Below are 16,410 nucleotides of genomic sequence, written 5' to 3' on the forward strand. Positions count from 1 at the left end.
TTCGGCCGTGATCCACTCACGCGGACGCGCCCCCTCCTCCCAGCGCGGGGACACGGGCGAGGAAGGACCGGCGCTCGGCCCGCGCCTCCGGCGAGCGGTGCGCGAGTGCCTTGCGCAGCTGCGAGCGGCCGCGGTGGATGCGGGAGCGGACGGTGCCTAGCTTCACGCCGAGGGTCGCGGCGATCTCCTCGTACGACAGTCCTTCGATGTCGCACAGGACGACGGCGGCGCGGAACTCGGGCGCGAGGGTGTCGAGGGCCTGCTGGACGTCGGCGTCGAAGTGCGCGTCGTTGAGGACCTGCTGCGGGGACGGCTCGCGGCTGGGCAGGCGCTCGGCCGCGTCCTCGCCGAGGGCGTCGAAGCGGATGCGCTGCTTGCGGCGGACCATGTCCAGGAACAGGTTCGTGGTGATGCGGTGCAGCCAGCCCTCGAACGTGCCGGGGGTGTAGGTCGACAGCGAGCGGAAGACGCGGACGAAGACCTCCTGGGTGAGGTCCTCGGCGTCGTGCTGGTTGCCGGTGAGGCGGTAGGCCAGGCGGTAGACGCGTCCGCTGTGCGTGCTGACGATCTCCTCCCAGGTGGGCGGAGTCCACGCCTGCCCGTCCGCGTCGGTGGAGAAGGTCGCGGTCTGGGCGATGTCAGCGGCGTGACTGTGGTCAGCAGCGGTGTCGTTCACGGATTTCGGCCTGCCTGCCGAGCCGAGGAAGCGCCGGAGCACTCCTCCCCGGTCCACAGGCGCGGCCGCACCTCCCCTGTCGGCTCTGGTGGTGTCCAGTGGAGCCCCTACCATAGCCACCTCGTCCGTTAGCTCCGGATAAGCGGTTTTACGAGAATTTGATCTGGGCTGATACGGCTCATACGGCTGCGTCAGCACTTGCTCGGCGTCCCGCTCGTCATCGTGATCCAACTGTGTCCCCCCGCTCCGTCCTCCACCCCTCTAAACGCCCGGTCCCATCTGCGGGTTCCCGGCGCCAACGGATACAGTCACGCCGAGGCAACCGTGGGGACAGGAGAGGGTCATTACCGGCAACCGGCAGACGAGCTGGGCGTTCGCCGACGCCTATGTCGCCGAGGACGAAGCGCTGCACTGGGCCCGCGAACGCGCCCGTGAGGCAGGGCTGCGCCCGGTGTCGCCCAGCACGGGCGCCGCGCTGCGGCTGCTGGCCGCGTCGGTGGACGCCAAGGCGGTCGCGGAGATCGGCACCGGCACCGGGGTCTCCGGGATCCATCTGCTGCACGGGATGCGCCCCGACGGCGTCCTGACCACCGTCGACCCGGAGCCGGAGCACCAGCAGTCCGCCCGGCAGGCGTTCCGCGCCTGCGGGTTCGCCAGCAACCGGGCCAGGTTCATCCCGGGGCGCGCGCTGGAGGTGCTGCCCCGGCTCGCGGACGCCGGTTACGACCTCGTCTTCTGCGACGGTGACCGGCTCGAGGTGCTGGACTACCTCGCTGAATCGTTGCGCCTTCTGCGGCCCGGCGGGCTGGTGGCGTTCGAGGGCGTCTTCGCGCACGGCCGGACCCTGGACTCCGGGCCGCAGCCCACGGAGGTGGTGCGGCTGCGCGAGCTGCTGCGCGCGGTGCGGGAGAGCCAGGAGCTGGTGTCGTCCCTGCTGCCGGTGGGGGACGGACTGCTGTGCGCGGTCAAGCGGTAGCCGGCGTACGACCGCCGTACGAGACGGGTGCCACAGGCCTCGCCGCGGACATCGCCGCAGGCACTGCCGCGGACTGGTGCCGCACACGCAGCCGCCCCGGCACCGTGTGCGGTACCGGGGCGGCCGAAAGGGTATGGTCGCTTGCGCGCGTCAGCCCACGACCTTCTTGAGGGCATCGCCGAGCGCGTCGGCCTCGTCCGGGGTCAGCTCGACGACGAGCCGACCGCCGCCTTCGAGCGGAACGCGCATGACGATGCCCCGCCCCTCCTTGGTCACCTCGAGCGGGCCGTCGCCCGTCCGCGGCTTCATGGCCGCCATGCTCGTTCCCCTTCCTGAAACCAGCTCATCGTCAAAGCCGACGGCCCACTGGGGGGCACGCGCGATCCGTGAGAGACACGCGACACCGGCATCGAACACATTGCTTCCAAGCCATTATCCCGCATCTCTCGACCCGATGACCAACATCGGTAGGCATCGCTTGGGCAACGCGCCCGAGCAAAACCACTCAATTCGGCGATGTGGCTGCGATACTGCGCCCCCCGCGGCCCGTTCCGCCGAGCGGGAACCCGCCTGGCTTCTTTGACGCAGGTCACACGTGCGCGACCGGTGATCTCCGCCATGCTGTCCTTCGGACACAGGACCCGTACCGGAGGGGATACGCCATGGCCGACACCGTGCTCTACGAGGTGAGCGACGGGCTCGCGACGATCACGCTGAACCGCCCGGAGGCGATGAACGCGCTGAACATCGCGACCAAGGTCGCCCTCCGGGACGCGGTCCAGTCCGCGGCGGCCGACGACGCCGTCCGCGCGGTGCTGCTGACCGCCGCCGGGGACCGGGCGTTCTGCGTGGGGCAGGACCTCAAGGAGCACATCGGGCTGCTGGCCGCCGACCGGGAGGCGGGCGAGGGCCAGACCATGAGCACCGTGCGGGAGCACTACAACCCGATCGCGCGGGCGCTCGTCGGCATGGCGAAGCCCGTGGTCGCGGGCGTGAACGGGGTCGCGGCCGGCGCCGGGTTCGGGTTCGCGCTCGCCGCGGACTACCGGGTGGTCGCGGACACGGCGGCCTTCAACACCTCCTTCGCCGGCGTCGCGCTCACCGCGGACTCCGGCATCTCCTGGACCCTGCCGCGGGTCGTGGGACCCGGCCGCGCCGCCGACCTGCTGCTGTTCCCGCGCAGCGTCAAGGCGCAGGAGGCCTACGAGCTGGGCATCGCCAACCGGGTGGTGCCGACCGCCGAGCTGCGCGCCGAGGCGGAGAAGGTGGCACGCGAGCTGGCCGCGGGGCCGACGGTGGCGTACGCGTCGCTGAAGGAGTCCGTGGCCTACGCGCTCACCCACTCCTTCGAGGAGGCGCTGGAGAAGGAGGACGAGCTGCAGGCGCGGGCAGGCGCCTCCGAGGACCACGCGATCGCGGTGCGGGCGTTCGTGAACAAGGAGCAGCCGAAGTACCTGGGCCGGTAGTGGGCCCGGTCAGCCGGCGCGGCGTGCGGTGCAGTCGGCGAGGTGGTCGTCGACCAGGCCGCACGCCTGCATCAGGGCGTACGCCGTCGTGGGGCCGACGAAGCGCAGGCCCCGCTTCTTCAGGGCCTTGGACAGGGCCGTCGACTCCGGGGTGACCGCCGGGACGTCGGCCGGCGTCTTGGGGACGGGCCGGCCGGCCGGGTCCGGGGCGTGGGACCAGATCAGCTCGTCCAGCTCGCCCGGGTCCCAGCCGGCCAGCACGCGCGCGTTGGCGAGGGTCGCGTCGACCTTGGCCCGGTTGCGGATGATGCCGGTGTCGGCGAGCAGGCGCTCCCGGTCCTCGTCGGTGAAGACGGCCACCTCGGCGATCCGGAAGCCGGCGAAGGCGGCGCGGAAGCCGGGGCGGCGGCGCAGGATGGTGATCCAGGACAGGCCGGACTGGAAGGCCTCCAGGCAGAGGCGTTCGAAGAGCGCGTCGTCGCCGTGGACGGGCCGGCCCCACTCCTCGTCGTGGTAGGCGAGGTAGTCGGGCGCGGACAGCGCCCAGGGGCAGCGGCGGGCGCCGTCCGGGCCGGTCAGGGACATGCCGTCGGTCATCGGTCGCCGTCCTCCTCGGGCCGCTTCTCCATGGAGACGCCGTCGGCGGCGGCCCGGGCGCCGGTCAGGGCGGATTCCAGGTCGGCGATCCGCGCGTCGCGCTCGGCGAGCTCGGCGGCGAGGCGGGTCAGGGCGTCGTCGACGTCCGCCATGCGGTAGCCGCGCGCGGCGAGCGGGAAGCGGAGGTCGTCGACGTCGGCGCGGGTGACGGGCCGGTCCGTGGGCAGCGAGTCGTAGAGCCGCTCGGGTGCCGCGTCCGGCAGCGGCGCCTGCTCGCCGCCGCCCACCACGGCGAGGGTCACCGCGGCGACCACCACGGCGAGCGCGACGACCAGGAACAAGAACATAACCATCGCTGTGGTCCCCACGGTCGGATCGGTCGAGTCGGACGAGTCCCGCCCGATGCGTCGAGTCGAATGTGTCAGGGTCCGATCGTGCCATGCGAGTCTGGCGGTTAAGGTCGCAGGCGGCCGAAAGGCCCGACGTACGCGGGACGCACTAGGAGAGGTCACAGGGGATGCTCAGGCTGGGCAGGCGTGAATTCGGCACGCACGAGCCGGTGATCATGGCGATCGTGAACCGGACCCCGGACTCCTTCTACGACCAGGGGGCGACGTTCCGCGACGAGCCCGCGCTGGCGCGCGTGGAGCAGGCGGTGGCCGAGGGAGCCGCGATCGTCGACATCGGCGGGGTCAAGGCCGGTCCCGGTGAGGAGGTGACGGCCGAGGAGGAGGCGCGGCGCACGGTCGGCTTCGTGGCCGAGGTGCGGCGGCGCTTCCCGGACGTCGTGATCAGCGTGGACACCTGGCGGGCCGAGGTCGGCGAGGCCGTCTGCGAGGCGGGCGCGGATCTGCTCAACGACGCGTGGGGCGGCGTGGACCCGCGGCTGGCGGAGGTCGCCGCCCGCTACGGCGTGGGGCTGGTGTGCACGCACGCGGGCGGTGCGCAGCCGCGGACCCGTCCGCACCGGGTGACGTACGACGACGTCATGGCCGACATCCTGCGGGTGACCGTGGGGCTGGCGGAGCGGGCGGCGGCGCTGGGCGTCCCGCGGGAGTCGATCCTCATCGACCCCGGGCACGACTTCGGCAAGAACACCCGGCACAGCCTGGAGGCGACCCGGCGGCTCGGCGAGATGACCGGGACGGGCTGGCCGGTGCTGGTGTCGCTGTCCAACAAGGACTTCGTCGGGGAGACGCTGGACCGCCCGGTGAAGGAGCGGCTGATCGGCACCCTGGCGACGACGGCGGTGTCCGCCTGGCTCGGCGCGCAGGTGTACCGCGTCCACGAGGTGGCGGAGACCCGGCAGGTGCTGGACATGGTCGCGTCGATCGCCGGGCACCGTGCCCCGGCGGTGGCCCGCCGCGGCCTGGCGTGACCACCGGGGCGGGCCGACCGTGGGCGGGTTACCGGCCCGCCTCCTTCGAGACCAGGGCGACCGCCTCGTCCACGTCGTCCGTGAGGTGGAAGAGGCTGAGGTCCTTCGCGGCGGCCTTCCCCTGGGCGATCAGCGTGTTCTCCAGCCAGTCGACCAGCCCGCCCCAGTACTCGGTGCCGAACAGGACGATCGGGAACTGGGTGACCTTCTGGGTCTGGACGAGGGTGAGCGCCTCGAAGAGCTCGTCGAGCGTGCCGAGGCCGCCGGGCAGGACCACGAACCCCTGGGCGTACTTCACGAACATCATCTTCCGGACGAAGAAGTACCGGAAGTTCAGCCCGATGTCGACGTAGGGGTTGAGGCCCTGTTCGAAGGGCAGCTCGATGCCGAGGCCGACCGAGATCCCGCCCGCCTCGCAGGCGCCCTTGTTGGCGGCCTCCATCGCGCCGGGCCCGCCGCCGGTGATGACGGCGAAGCCGGCCTCCACCAGGCCGCGGCCCAGCCGCACCCCCGCCTCGTACTCAGTCGAGTCCACCGGCGTCCGTGCCGAGCCGAACACGCTGATGGCGGGCGGGAGTTCGGCGAGCGTGCCGAAGCCCTCGATGAACTCCGACTGGATGCGCAGCACCCGCCAGGGGTCGGTGTGCACCCAGTCGGAAGGTCCGCCCGCGTCCAGCAGCCGCTGGTCCGTGGTGCTCGCCGTGACCTGGCTCCGCCGTCGCAGAACCGGCCCGAGACGCTGCTCCTCCGGCGGCTGCTTCTTGCCCTCAGGGTTGCCGGTAGCCATGTGCGCTCCCTCCGGTTGCCACGTCTTTCCGTCTCAGCGTAGATCTACGCGGGTTACGGAGGGGGGACGTGGACGTGTCCGCCACAAAGCGCCGCGGGCGAACCACGGCTGCCAGGCGGTCAGGCGGTCAGCCAGGACGCCAGCCGCTCCTCCGCCGCGAGGATCTTCGCGGTCTCCACCCGCTCGTCCCGCTTGTGCGCCAAGTGCGGGTTGCCGGGACCGTAGTTCACGGCCGGGACGCCGAGCGCGGAGAAACGGGAGACGTCCGTCCAGCCGTACTTGGGCATCGGGGTGCCGCCCACCGCCTCGATGAAGGCGGCGGCGGCCGGGTGGGACAGGCCGGGCAGCGCGCCGGGGCTGTGGTCGTCGACCACGAACTCGGTCACTCCGCAGTCCGCGAACACCTCGCGGACGTGGGCCACCGCCTCCTCGGGGGTGCGGTCGGGCGCGTAGCGGAAGTTGACGGTCACCACGCACTCGTCGGGGATGACGTTGCCGGCCACGCCGCCGGAGATGAAGACCGCGTTGAGGCCTTCCCGGTACTCCAGGCCGTCGATGACGGGCCAGCGGGGCTCGTAGGAGGCCAGGCGCTGCAGGATCGGGGCGGCCGAGTGGATGGCGTTGGAGCCCATCCAGCCGCGCGCCGAGTGGGCCCGCTCGCCGGACGTCTTCAGCAGTACCCGCAGGGTGCCCTGGCAGCCGCCCTCGACCTGGCCGTCGGACGGCTCCAGCAGCACCGCGAAGTCGCCCGCCAGCCACTCGGGGTGGGCCTCGGAGACGTGCTTGAGGCCGTTGAGGTCGGCGGCGACCTCCTCGTTGTCGTAGAAGACGAAGGTCAGGTCGCGGTTGGGCGCGGGGACCGTCGCGGCGATGCGCAGCTGCACCGCCACCCCGGACTTCATGTCGCAGGTGCCGCAGCCCCACAGCACGCCGTCCTCGTCCAGCCGGGACGGCACGTTCTCGGCGATCGGGACGGTGTCGATGTGCCCGGCGAGGATCACGCGCTCCGGTCGGCCCAGGTCCGTGCGCGCCACGACGTTGTTGCCGAAGCGGTCGACCGTGAGGTGCGGCAGGGCGCGCAGCGCGGTCTCGATGGCGTCCGCGAGCGGCTTCTCACCGCCGCTCACCGAGGGGAAGTCGACGAGCTGCGCGGTCAGCCGCGCGGCGTCCAGCGTGAGGTCAAGCGGGGTATCGGCCATGCCCCGACCCTAGCGTTCCCGCCCCGGGGGCCGTCGCGCCCGCGGCTCGCTGCCGCACCGGGCACCTCCTGTCCCACGGGCTCCAGTACCTTGTACGCGTGCCAGAGCCGTCCCCTTCTCCCAAGCGTCGCGGCCGACTCCTGCGTTTCGGGGCGGCCTTCGTCGTCCTGCTCGCCGTCGCCGGCTATCTCGTGGTGCAGTACGTCACCGGCGGTGCGGGCGGTCCGGGCTGCAAGGTGGTGTCCGGCAAGGGTGATGGGGCGTCGTACGAGTTCTCCCCCGAGCAGGCGGTGAACGCGGCGACGATCACCGCCGTCGGCACCGCGCGCGGGCTGCCCGAGCGGGCGGTGACGATCGCGCTGGCGACCGCGCTCCAGGAGTCGGCGCTGCGCAACATCCACCATGGCGACCGCGACTCGCTCGGCCTGTTCCAGCAGCGGCCGTCGCAGGGCTGGGGCACCGAGAAGCAGATCATGGACCCGATCTACTCGGCGGGCATGTTCTACGACCACCTGGTCGAGGTGCCCGGCTACACCCGGCTGCCGCTCACCGTCGCCGCCCAGCGGGTGCAGCGCAGCGGCTTCCCGCAGGCGTACGCCAAGCACGAGCCGGACGCCACGCTGCTCGCCGCCGCCCTCACCGGCCGCGCCGAGGCCACCCTGACCTGTGAGGGGCGCCCGGACGCCACCCGGGTCAGCGGGCCGGACGCGGTGCGTTCGGCGCTGGTGCGGGACTTCGGCCGGGACGCGATGGAGGAGACCGGCGCGGAGGTGGGCGCCACGGCGCCGGCGACGCCGACTCCGACGGTGACCGCGCGGACCAGCGGGCGGACCGTGACCGTGCCGGTGGCCCCGGAGCGCGGGGCCGGTGACGGCCGGGAGCGGGGCTGGCAGCTGGCCCACTGGGCGGTGGCCAACGCCTCGGCGCTGCACATCGAGCGGGTCTCGTACGCGGGCCGGGAGTGGGTCGCCGGGACCACCGGGAGCGAGTGGCGCACCACGGGGCCGGAGTCCGACGCGAAGAGCGGCGAGGGCGCCGACGCGGTCCGGATCGTCACCGCGCAGTAGGCGGGCCATCACCCGGACGGGCTAATACGGGAGGTGCGCGCACGACGGTGTGCGCAGGTTTTCGCCCGGTCCCCCCGGTGTCCGTGGAAACCCTTGGGAACAAAGAGCTGTAAGGATTCGGCGGACTTTCGGACCGCAGACTCTTTGTCCGCATTTATCCACATCCGATAATGCGACGCATTGCCAACTCTTTACGTTCGGTCTGCGCAACCTCGGCGGGGGGTCGAGCGGTAGTCACGGCGCACGTTCTGTTCACGTTCTTCTCCGTCGAAGGAGCATCATGTCCCTCCCCCTGACCCGCCGGATGGCCCGTGCCGCGCTGCTCACCGCTGCGGGAGCGGCCTCCGTGGTCGGTGCGGCCGGTGCCGCCTCCGCGGCTCCCGAGCTGCCGGCCACGCCGAACCTCGGCGGGCTGACCGCCCTGGACGGCGCGAGCGTCGGCAACACCGTCGACGGCGCCGCCCAGAACGTCACCGAGCTCGCGGGCGAGGCCGGCGGCAAGGCGGTCAAGCAGTCGGGCAAGACCACCGGCAAGGCCGCGAAGAAGGCCACGCCGGCCGCGCAGAAGGCCGCCGGGGACGTGGCCGGTTCCGCTGGGGACATCGTCGGCGACACCGCCAAGACCGCCTCCAAGGGCGGCCTGCCCAGCGACTCGCTCACCAAGGGCGGCGGGCTGCCGACGCAGGGCCTGCCCATCGGCTGACGCCGGTACGGCACGCACGGCGAAGGGGTCCGGGGACGCGTTCCCCGGACCCCTTCGCCGTATCGGCGAGACGTCCCCTAGGGGGTGTCTCGTCGATCAGGCCGGATCAGGGAGCGGCGTCTGGTGCCGTGCATCGCAAGGCGGAGGAGGGAGCCGATGCGGCGCATCGGGGACCGACGACAACGCGGCGAGGCACGGTGCCAGGCGCCGCGAGCCCGGCATGATCGGCGAGACACCCCCTAGCGCGCCAGCCGTGCCACCGCGGCCGCGACCCGCTCGTCCGAGGCGGTCAGCGCCACCCGTACGAACCGGTCCCCCGCCGGGCCGTAGAAGTCGCCCGGCGCGACGAGGACGCCCAGCTCGGCGAGGTGCGCCACGGTGTCCCAGCAGGACTCGTCCCGGGTCGCCCACAGGTAGAGGCTGGCCTCGCTGTGCTCGATGCGGAAGCCGTGGCGGAGCAGCGCCTCGCGCAGGGCGGTGCGGCGGGCCGCGTAGCGCTCCCGCTGCACGCGCACGTGCTCGTCGTCGCCCAGGGCCGCCACGACGGCCGCCTGGGTGGGCGCGGAGGTCATCATGCCGCCGTGCTTGCGGATCTCCAGCAGCGGACCCAGCACGGCCGGGTCACCGGCCAGGAAGGCCGCGCGGTAGCCCGCCAGGTTGGACCGCTTGGACAGCGAGTGCACCGAGACGATGCCCTCGTGGGAGCCGCCGTTGACGTCCGGGTGCAGCACCGAGACCGGGTCGGCCTCCCAGCCCAGCTCGATGTAGCACTCGTCGGAGAAGAGCAGCACGCCGTGCTCGCGGGCCCAGGCCACGATCCGGGTCAGCTCCTCCTTGGAGAGGACCTTGCCGGTCGGGTTGGACGGCGAGTTCAGCCACAGCAGCTTCAGGCCCGCCGGGTCCAGTTCGGTCGGGTCGTCGTACACCTCGTACTCGGCGCGCGCCAGCCGGGCGCCGACCTCGTACGTCGGGTAGGCCAGGCGCGGGTAGGCGACCCGGTCGCCGGGGCCGAGGCCCAGCTGGGTGGGCAGCCAGGCGACCAGTTCCTTGGAGCCGACGATCGGCAGGACGTGGTGGTGGGTGACGCCGCGCGCGCCGAGCCGGCGCTCCAGCCAGCCGGTGATCGCGTCCCGCAGCTCCACAGTGCCCCACACCGTCGGGTAGCCCGGCGAGTCGGCCGCGTCGACCAGCGCCTTCTGGATCAGCTCGGGCACCGGGTCGACCGGCGTGCCGACGGACAGGTCGACGATGCCGTCGGGGTGCGCGGCGGCCGTCTTCTTGTAGGGCGCGAGCTTGTCCCAGGGAAAGGTGGGCAGGAGGTCGGAGACTGCGGACACGGTTTCTCGCTCACTCTCAACGGTCGGGCAAACGCCTCGGTCCCGTGCGGCGATCGGGGCGATCAGACCGTACGGGACCGAGGCGGCGCTTGCTTGCGGTCCGCCGGGGCGGACGCGGGTGTTACTCGGCCTGCGGCGGCAGACCGGCGACGAACGGGTGGTCGCGCTCGATCAGACCGAGCTTGCTGGCACCGCCGGGCGAACCCAGCTCGTCGAAGAACTCGACGTTCGCCTTGTAGTAGTCCTTCCACTCCTCCGGCACGTCGTCCTCGTAGAAGATCGCCTCGACCGGGCAGACCGGCTCACAGGCACCGCAGTCGACGCATTCGTCCGGGTGGATGTACAAGGACCGCTGGCCCTCGTAGATGCAGTCGACCGGGCACTCCTCGATGCACGCCTTGTCCTTGACGTCGACACAAGGCTGCGCGATGACGTAGGTCACGCTGTCGTTCCTCCTCGATAGGGCGCTGGCGGGCCTCCTCAGGCTCCGCCGCCTGGCGCGCGGGAGCGCGGCGTCGTCGATGCCCGCCCCTAGTATCTCCGTTCTTGGGCAAGATCCGAACAGGAGGGGTGAACCGACCTGTGGAAATCTCTGCGGCAGGGCGCCTTGAGGTCCGTATCACCGCTGCTGACGTGGGCAAACGCGTCTCCGTACGGCGCGTTGGCCACCCTAGCGCCAGTGCGGTCACCGAGGAGAAATTCACCGACACGGTCGGTGTTCTCACATCGTGGGACAACGGTGTGCTCGTGATCACACGGCGGGACGGGGAAGTCGTCCGTATCGCGGAATCCTCGCTGGTCGCGGGCAAGGTGGTGCCCGCCGCCCCGGCCCGCCGCAGGGGCCCCGCCGCCTCCTACCCGGAGCTGGCGCGGATCTCCGCGCGGGCGTGGCGTCCGGTGGAGAGCGAGCGGCTGGGTGAATGGGAGCTGCGGGCCGCCGCCGGGTTCACCCGGCGCGCCAACTGCGTGCTGCCGCTGGGCGACCCCGGGATGCCCCTGGACGACGCCCTGACCGCCGTACGGCGCTGGTACGGCGACCGGGGCCTGCCCGCGTACGTCCAGACCGCCACCGGCGCCGAGGGCACGCAGGAGCTGCTGTGCGCGGAGCTGACGGAGCGCGGCTGGGTGCGGGAGGTGACCGCCGAGCTGTGGATCGCCTCCCTGGCTCCGGTCGCGGACCGGGAGGTCACCGCCGAGGTGCTGCTGTCGCGGGAGGCCGACGAGGCGTGGCTGGCCCGCTATCAGCGCAAGGGGCTCGGCGAGGTGGCGCTGCGGGTGCTGGGGTCGGGGTCCCCCCGCGCGAGCGAAGCCGAGCGTGGGGGAGGCCCGTCCGTGTGGTTCGCGACCGTGCCCGGCGCGGAGGCGGGCGCGCCGCCCGCCGCGATCGGGCGGTGTGTGGTCGACGGGCGGTGGGCCGGGTTCGCCGCCGTGGAGGTCGATCCGGCGCTACGACGCCGAGGGCTGGCCACCGCAGTGATGGCCGCGCTCGCCGGAAGGGCCCTGGAGGAGGGCGCCTCCGCGGCGTGGCTCCAGGTCGAGACGGACAACGCGGAGGCGCGGGCGCTGTACGGCGGGCTGGGTTTCGCCGCGCACCACGCCTACCACCACTACCGGGAGCCGGTCGCGGACGGCGCGTCCGCCGCCGGGCGGGGCTGAGGGGTGGTGCGGGCCGTGCTGCTTCCTCCGTTCCCCCCGCCGCCCGAGCGGGCCGCCGACCTGCGGCTGCGGTTCGCCGACGAGGCCCGGGCCGAGCGGCCCGATCTGGCCCTGCTGTGCCTGCTGGTCGCGGCGTCCGGGGACGCCGCGCTGGACGAGGCGGGGATCGACGGCGCGCAGATGGAGCTGGACCGGCTGGCGGGGCTGCTGCCGTTCCGGCCCGGCGGGGCCCGCGACTGGGCCGAGGCGACCCGGGAACTGCTGGGCGACCGGCTCGGCTTCCGCGGGACCGCCGGGGACTACCGGCGGCTGGAGTCGTCGCTGCTGCACGAGGTGCTGCGGCGGCGCCGGGGACTGCCGATCCTGCTGTCCGTGGTGTGGATGGAGGTCGCGCGGCGGGCGGGTGCGCCGGTGTACGGGGTGGCGCTGCCGGGCCACTTCGTCGTCGGGTTCGGCACGGCCGGGGAGCGGGTGCTGGTGGACCCGTTCGACGGGGGGCGGGTGCTGACCGGGATGGACGCGGAGCTGCTCGTCGTCGGCGCGACGGGGGCGTCGCTCGATCCGGCGCTGCTGGAGCCCGCGGCGGCGTCGGAGGTGGTCCTGCGGATCCTGAACAACGTCCGGGCGTGGGCCGCGGCGCGGCCGGAGCGGTCGGACGTGGCCCTGTGGGCCGTGGAACTGTCGCTGCTGCTGCCGTCGCACCCGGCGCGGTTGCGGTACGAGCGGGCCCGGCTGATGGTGCAGCGCGGGGAGTTCGCCGCGGGCGCCGAGGAGTTGGAGGCGTACGCGGAAGTCGTCTCCGCGGTGGACGAGGCCGCCGGGGAACGGCTTCTGGGGGAGGCCCGGGCCGCTCGGGCGCTGCTGAACTAGCGGTTCGCCGTGCGGCGCGACAAGGGGCACCACGCGTTCGCGGGGTGCCCCTTGTGCTCTGTCTTCGCGCGTCAGCTGGTCTTGATGACCGCCGTCCTGTTCGTCTTGCTCGTCAGGACCGTGCGCAGGGCCTGGTAGACGTCCTGGGGGGTCACCTCGGTCTTCTGGCCGGTGCCGCGGGTGATGAGGACGCCGTCGAAGGTGCTGCCGTAGAGCTCCTCGAGGGCGTTCAGGTCCGGGTTCTCGACCAGCTTGCCGTCGACGGCCTTCACGCGGAGGAACTTCCAGAGGGAGTTCTCCGGGCTGAACGGGATGGCGTGCGCCGGGTCGGTCTGGACCGTGACCCTGCCGGACATCGCGGGCTGCGCGAACGCCTTCATCATCCGGTCGACCTCGGCATTGGAGACGGTCGGCTGCCTGGTGGTGGTCGGCAGCGCGACCGCCTCGCCGGTGCCGGTCTCCACCTGGGTCCGGTAGGCCTTCGCGACCGCGTCGGTGGCGTTGTCGACGTCGATGCCCTTGCCCGGCTTGCCGTAGACGGGCACGGCCTTGCCGGAGACGAACTTGATCGTGCCGTCGGTGGCGCTGCCGGCGCCGCCCGCCGCGTCCTCCAGGGCGGAGTGCAGCTTCTCCTCGTCGACCGGCATGACCGGTTCGACGACCCGCTGCTCGCCGAAGAGCGAGCCGATCACGGAGACCGGGTTGTAGTCGCTGGTCGCGGCCTCGCGGACGGTGGCCTGGGCGTCGAACGACAGGCCCGCCTGGTCCGGCTTGAGGGTGACCGTGTCGCCGTCGACAGTCAGCTTCACCGGGTTGTCGACCCGGTCGCTCAGGGCCTCGTCGAGCTTCTTCACGGCGTCGTCGCGGGTGCCGCCGCCGATGTCCACGCCGAGCACGGTGGTGCCCTTGGGCACGTCGGAGTGGTTCATCAGCAGGCCGGCGCCGTAGGCGACACCGGCGACGGCGACCACGCCGCCACCGAGCAGCACCAGCTTGTTGCGGCCCTTCTTCTTGCGGGGCGCGGCGGCCGGGGCGCTCTGCTGGGCAGGCACGGCGGGCGCCGGCGGCTTGGGCGCGGCCGGGGCCGCGCCCAAGCGGGCCGGCGGGAACCCGGCGTCGTGGTCGGGGCTCGGCACGACCGGGATGCCGCTGGTGACGGTGTGCCCGGAGACGTTGTCGTGCGGGGCGGTGAAGGAGGCGCCGGCCGGGGGCTCGGGGACCTGCTTCTGCGGGGTGAGGATCGCGGTGTCGTCGCTGAGGCCGCCGCCGGGGGCGGGGGCGCCGGCGAGCGGGTTCGGGGCGGTGAAGGCGCTGGGCGGGACGACGGGGCCGTCACCGGTGACCGGGCCGCTGGTGGGGCCACTGGGGCCGCCGCCGCGGGGACCGGCGTAACCGGCCTGCCCGTTCTGGCCGCTCTGGGCGCCTTGTGAGGGATGACCATTGCGCGAGCCCTGACCGTTCTGCGCGTTCTCCGAGAAGTACGGCAGGTCGTCGCGGCGCGTCTCGCCGGTGCGCGAGCCGCTGCCCAGCGGGCCCGCCGCCAGTGCCTCGGTGACGTCGAAGGAGCCGGTGCCGCCGCCGTGGCCGGGCGCGACGGGGCCGCCGGTGGCGCCGGGCAGCCCGGAGCCGTTGGTGCCGCCGGGGCGATTGCCGCCGGGCACGTTCACGGAGCCGACGACACCGCCGGGGCGGCCGGAGCCGGCCGCCGGCCGCGCGCCGCCGGCCGGGGCGGCGCCGGCCGGGGCGGCGCCGGGCGCGCCCGAACCGCCTGGTGCGCTCGCACCGTTGGCGGCACCGCCGCCCTGCCCGCCCTTGGCCGGGGCGGACTTGCGGGGCGCGAACCAGTCGCTGGTCTTCTCCTCGGCCTGCGGGGCGGGCTCGGCAGGAGGCTCGACGGTGCCCGTGGTCGTGGCGGCGCTCGGCGCCGGAGCCTCGGCCTCGGTGTCGTCGGCCGCGGCGGACTCGGCGTCCGCGACGGGCTTGCGCACGACGACCGGCGGAATCGGCCGCGATCCGGGGATGTTGATCCGGATCCGGGTCGTCAGCGTGGTCTCGGTCTTGCGTTCCTCCGGCTGTGCGGCCGAGCGGCCCCCGTCCGCGCCGCCGTCGGAAACCGTGGGGGTACCGTACGGCGGCGTGCCCGAGGGGTATGCGGCTCCGCCGCGCCCGTTGGGCCCGGAGGACGGACTGTCAGTTTCACGACTCAAGGCAGGTTCTCCCGGTTGGCTCCGCCGCCCGTTCCCGACCTACTACCTCACACTGCGAGATGGGGGTCCCCCCTGCCCGAGCGGAGTCGAGTGCTTGGGGGAGGCTCGGCGGCGCGCACCACCATACTGGCCACTTCCGGCGCTTATCCCATGACCGCCGGGGAAACCCACACGGGACTCGCACGTCGGCTTGACAGCGAAGTGGTACGTCACTTGCCAAGTCGGACGGAAGACCCCGAAGGTTGCCGCCCCGCACCAAGGGTGGCGCAGATCACAGCCAACGCCATGCCGCCGAGCAGGAAGAGATACGAGCCGATCCCCGCGGCGAAGACGAAGTCGCCCTCGGGGCGGCTGGCGGTGAGCAGGACGACGGCGACCAGCCAGCCCGCGGCGGGCGACACGGCCCCGGCCCGGCCGCCGGTGGCCCGCGCTCCGCCCAGGAACAGACCGGCCGCGCCCGCGAGGCCGAGCAGCAGCCCGGCGGGGAACCAGCCGCCCTGCACCAGCGCTCCGGCGCCGCCGACCACCACGCCGAGCAGGAAGAGGCCCAGGTGGGCGGCGATCCGTCCGAGGGAGGGGCGGGTCAGGGGCTGGGCCAGCGGGGAGCCGCGGTCCGTCATGACGCCTCCTCGGCATCGACCCCGGCGAACAGGTCGGTCTCGCGGGCGCCCGCCCGTTCCCCGCGTACCAGCTCGTAGTACTCGGTGCGGAACACCGGCTGCGCCAGCTTGTTGGAGAGGGCGAACCAGTCGCCGTCCACCTCGACCTGGGTGGCGTGCGCGGCCATCGCGGCGGCCTTGGCGGCGGCGTGGGTGTCACCGCCGTCGATCTCGGTGGTGACGCGCTCGTCGTCGACGACGCCCGGGACGTCCTCCAGGACCCCGGCCTCGGCGAAGGACAGACCCGGCAGTGCCTCCCGAAGGCGGGCGAAGGCGGCCTCGCCGACCGTGCGCGGGACCCGGTTCCAGTACACCTTGGCGGGCGCGCAGCCGGCCTCGGCGGCCAGCTCGACGGCGCGCGTGGCGACGCGGTGGGCCTGGATGTGGTCGGGGTGGCCGTAGCCGCCGTGGGGGTCGTAGGTGACGAGGACCTGGGGGCGCACCTCCCGGATGACCTCCAGGAGGTGTCCGGCGGCCTCGTCGACGTCGGCCTGCCAGAAGCAGGCGGGGTCGTCGTTGTCGGGGATGCCCATCATCCCGGAGTCCGCGTAGCGGCCGTCGCCGCCGAGCCGGCGGAAGTCCGTGACGCCCAGCTCGGCCATGGCGGCGGTCAGCTCGCGCAGCCGCTGCGCGCCGAGGGCGGCGCCGGTCAGGTGCGCGAGCGCGGGCGGGATGACCTCGCCGCGCTCGCCGAGGGTGCAGGTGACCAGGGTCACATGGGCACCCTCGGCCGAGTACCGCGCCATGGTGGCGCCGTTGTTGATCGACTCGTCGTCCGGGTGCGCGTGCACCAGCAGCAGACGCCGAGAGGGCAGGTCCGTCATAGGGCCCA

The 16,410-nt window shown here is 73.2% G+C and carries 18 protein-coding genes; 7 read left to right on the top strand and 11 right to left on the bottom strand.

All coding sequences use genetic code 11. The features are described 5' to 3' along the window. Window positions 1-16: 16 nt before the first annotated feature. Window positions 17-790, bottom strand: a complete 774-nt coding sequence (gene sigE / locus ACSU6L_RS13055) for an RNA polymerase sigma factor SigE (protein WP_241842615.1) — start codon at window positions 788-790, stop codon at window positions 17-19. Between the two features lie 163 nt (window positions 791-953). Between sigE and ACSU6L_RS13060 the strand changes: the two genes are divergently transcribed. Then, window positions 954-1,652 carry an O-methyltransferase gene (locus ACSU6L_RS13060; protein WP_437064865.1) on the top strand — a complete coding sequence of 233 codons (699 nt, stop codon included), beginning with the start codon at window positions 954-956 and terminating at the stop codon, window positions 1,650-1,652. 150 nt (window positions 1,653-1,802) lie between these two features. On the opposite strand, the gene ACSU6L_RS13065 is transcribed toward ACSU6L_RS13060, so the two are convergent. Next, the gene (locus ACSU6L_RS13065) at window positions 1,803-1,970 is read right to left on the bottom strand and encodes a DUF3117 domain-containing protein (RefSeq protein ID WP_003966491.1); all 168 of its coding nucleotides are present in this window, start codon (window positions 1,968-1,970) and stop codon (window positions 1,803-1,805) included. A 344-nt stretch (window positions 1,971-2,314) separates the two neighbouring features. Here ACSU6L_RS13065 and ACSU6L_RS13070 point away from each other — a divergent pair, with 344 nt between their 5' ends. Further along, window positions 2,315-3,118 carry an enoyl-CoA hydratase/isomerase family protein gene (locus ACSU6L_RS13070; RefSeq protein WP_437056548.1) on the top strand — a complete coding sequence of 268 codons (804 nt, stop codon included), beginning with the start codon at window positions 2,315-2,317 and terminating at the stop codon, window positions 3,116-3,118. 9 nt (window positions 3,119-3,127) lie between these two features. Here ACSU6L_RS13070 and ACSU6L_RS13075 read toward each other — a convergent pair whose 3' ends face one another. Further along, on the bottom strand, window positions 3,128-3,715 hold the full coding sequence (locus ACSU6L_RS13075) for a DNA-3-methyladenine glycosylase I (protein ID WP_437056550.1): 588 nt from the start codon (window positions 3,713-3,715) through the stop codon (window positions 3,128-3,130). After that, window positions 3,712-4,062, bottom strand: coding sequence for a DivIVA domain-containing protein (locus ACSU6L_RS13080; protein WP_437064867.1), 351 nt, complete (start codon window positions 4,060-4,062; stop codon window positions 3,712-3,714). The genes ACSU6L_RS13075 and ACSU6L_RS13080 overlap by 4 nt, the downstream gene beginning before the upstream one ends. A gap of 170 nt (window positions 4,063-4,232) precedes the next feature. Here ACSU6L_RS13080 and folP point away from each other — a divergent pair, with 170 nt between their 5' ends. Continuing rightward, window positions 4,233-5,093: a dihydropteroate synthase gene (folP, locus tag ACSU6L_RS13085; RefSeq protein WP_437056552.1), complete on the top strand. Its 861-nt coding sequence runs from the start codon at window positions 4,233-4,235 to the stop codon at window positions 5,091-5,093. Between the two features lie 28 nt (window positions 5,094-5,121). On the opposite strand, the gene ACSU6L_RS13090 is transcribed toward folP, so the two are convergent. Beyond that, window positions 5,122-5,880, bottom strand: a complete 759-nt coding sequence (locus ACSU6L_RS13090; protein ID WP_437056554.1) for a TIGR00730 family Rossman fold protein — start codon at window positions 5,878-5,880, stop codon at window positions 5,122-5,124. Between the two features lie 119 nt (window positions 5,881-5,999). Then, the gene (gene dapE, locus ACSU6L_RS13095; RefSeq protein WP_437056556.1) at window positions 6,000-7,079 is read right to left on the bottom strand and encodes a succinyl-diaminopimelate desuccinylase; all 1,080 of its coding nucleotides are present in this window, start codon (window positions 7,077-7,079) and stop codon (window positions 6,000-6,002) included. Between the two features lie 98 nt (window positions 7,080-7,177). Between dapE and ACSU6L_RS13100 the strand changes: the two genes are divergently transcribed. Together ACSU6L_RS13100 and ACSU6L_RS13105 are read left to right on the top strand one after the other, a co-directional pair. After that, window positions 7,178-8,146 carry a heavy metal transporter gene (locus ACSU6L_RS13100; RefSeq protein ID WP_437056558.1) on the top strand — a complete coding sequence of 323 codons (969 nt, stop codon included), beginning with the start codon at window positions 7,178-7,180 and terminating at the stop codon, window positions 8,144-8,146. Window positions 8,147-8,426: 280 nt separating this feature from the next. Further along, window positions 8,427-8,849 (top strand): ATP-binding protein, encoded by a 423-nt coding sequence (locus tag ACSU6L_RS13105; protein ID WP_437056559.1) that lies wholly within the window; start codon window positions 8,427-8,429, stop codon window positions 8,847-8,849. Window positions 8,850-9,088: 239 nt separating this feature from the next. Here the strand turns inward: ACSU6L_RS13105 and ACSU6L_RS13110 are convergent, their stop codons facing one another. Continuing rightward, the gene (locus tag ACSU6L_RS13110; RefSeq protein ID WP_437056561.1) at window positions 9,089-10,186 is read right to left on the bottom strand and encodes a bifunctional succinyldiaminopimelate transaminase/glutamate-prephenate aminotransferase; all 1,098 of its coding nucleotides are present in this window, start codon (window positions 10,184-10,186) and stop codon (window positions 9,089-9,091) included. Window positions 10,187-10,307: 121 nt separating this feature from the next. Next, entirely contained in the window at window positions 10,308-10,628 is a 321-nt protein-coding gene (fdxA, locus tag ACSU6L_RS13115; RefSeq protein WP_073940193.1) for a ferredoxin, read from the bottom strand. Window positions 10,629-10,768: 140 nt separating this feature from the next. Between fdxA and ACSU6L_RS13120 the strand changes: the two genes are divergently transcribed. Continuing rightward, window positions 10,769-11,842, top strand: a complete 1,074-nt coding sequence (locus ACSU6L_RS13120) for a GNAT family N-acetyltransferase (protein WP_437056563.1) — start codon at window positions 10,769-10,771, stop codon at window positions 11,840-11,842. A gap of 18 nt (window positions 11,843-11,860) precedes the next feature. Beyond that, window positions 11,861-12,712 (top strand): transglutaminase-like domain-containing protein, encoded by an 852-nt coding sequence (locus ACSU6L_RS13125; protein ID WP_437064869.1) that lies wholly within the window; start codon window positions 11,861-11,863, stop codon window positions 12,710-12,712. A 71-nt stretch (window positions 12,713-12,783) separates the two neighbouring features. Here ACSU6L_RS13125 and ACSU6L_RS13130 read toward each other — a convergent pair whose 3' ends face one another. From ACSU6L_RS13130 to mshB, 3 genes are all read right to left on the bottom strand, one after another. Beyond that, window positions 12,784-14,919 (bottom strand): hypothetical protein, encoded by a 2,136-nt coding sequence (locus ACSU6L_RS13130; protein ID WP_437056565.1) that lies wholly within the window; start codon window positions 14,917-14,919, stop codon window positions 12,784-12,786. Between the two features lie 209 nt (window positions 14,920-15,128). After that, window positions 15,129-15,539, bottom strand: coding sequence for a DUF6113 family protein (locus ACSU6L_RS13135; protein ID WP_437056567.1), 411 nt, complete (start codon window positions 15,537-15,539; stop codon window positions 15,129-15,131). Further along, window positions 15,536-16,402, bottom strand: coding sequence for an N-acetyl-1-D-myo-inositol-2-amino-2-deoxy-alpha-D-glucopyranoside deacetylase (mshB, locus tag ACSU6L_RS13140; RefSeq protein WP_437056569.1), 867 nt, complete (start codon window positions 16,400-16,402; stop codon window positions 15,536-15,538). Before mshB ends, ACSU6L_RS13135 begins: the two co-directional genes overlap by 4 nt. Window positions 16,403-16,410: the final 8 nt, after the last annotated feature.

The sequence above is a fragment of the Streptomyces sp. enrichment culture genome, from assembly GCF_964272855.1.
GTDB lineage: Bacteria > Actinomycetota > Actinomycetes > Streptomycetales > Streptomycetaceae > Streptomyces.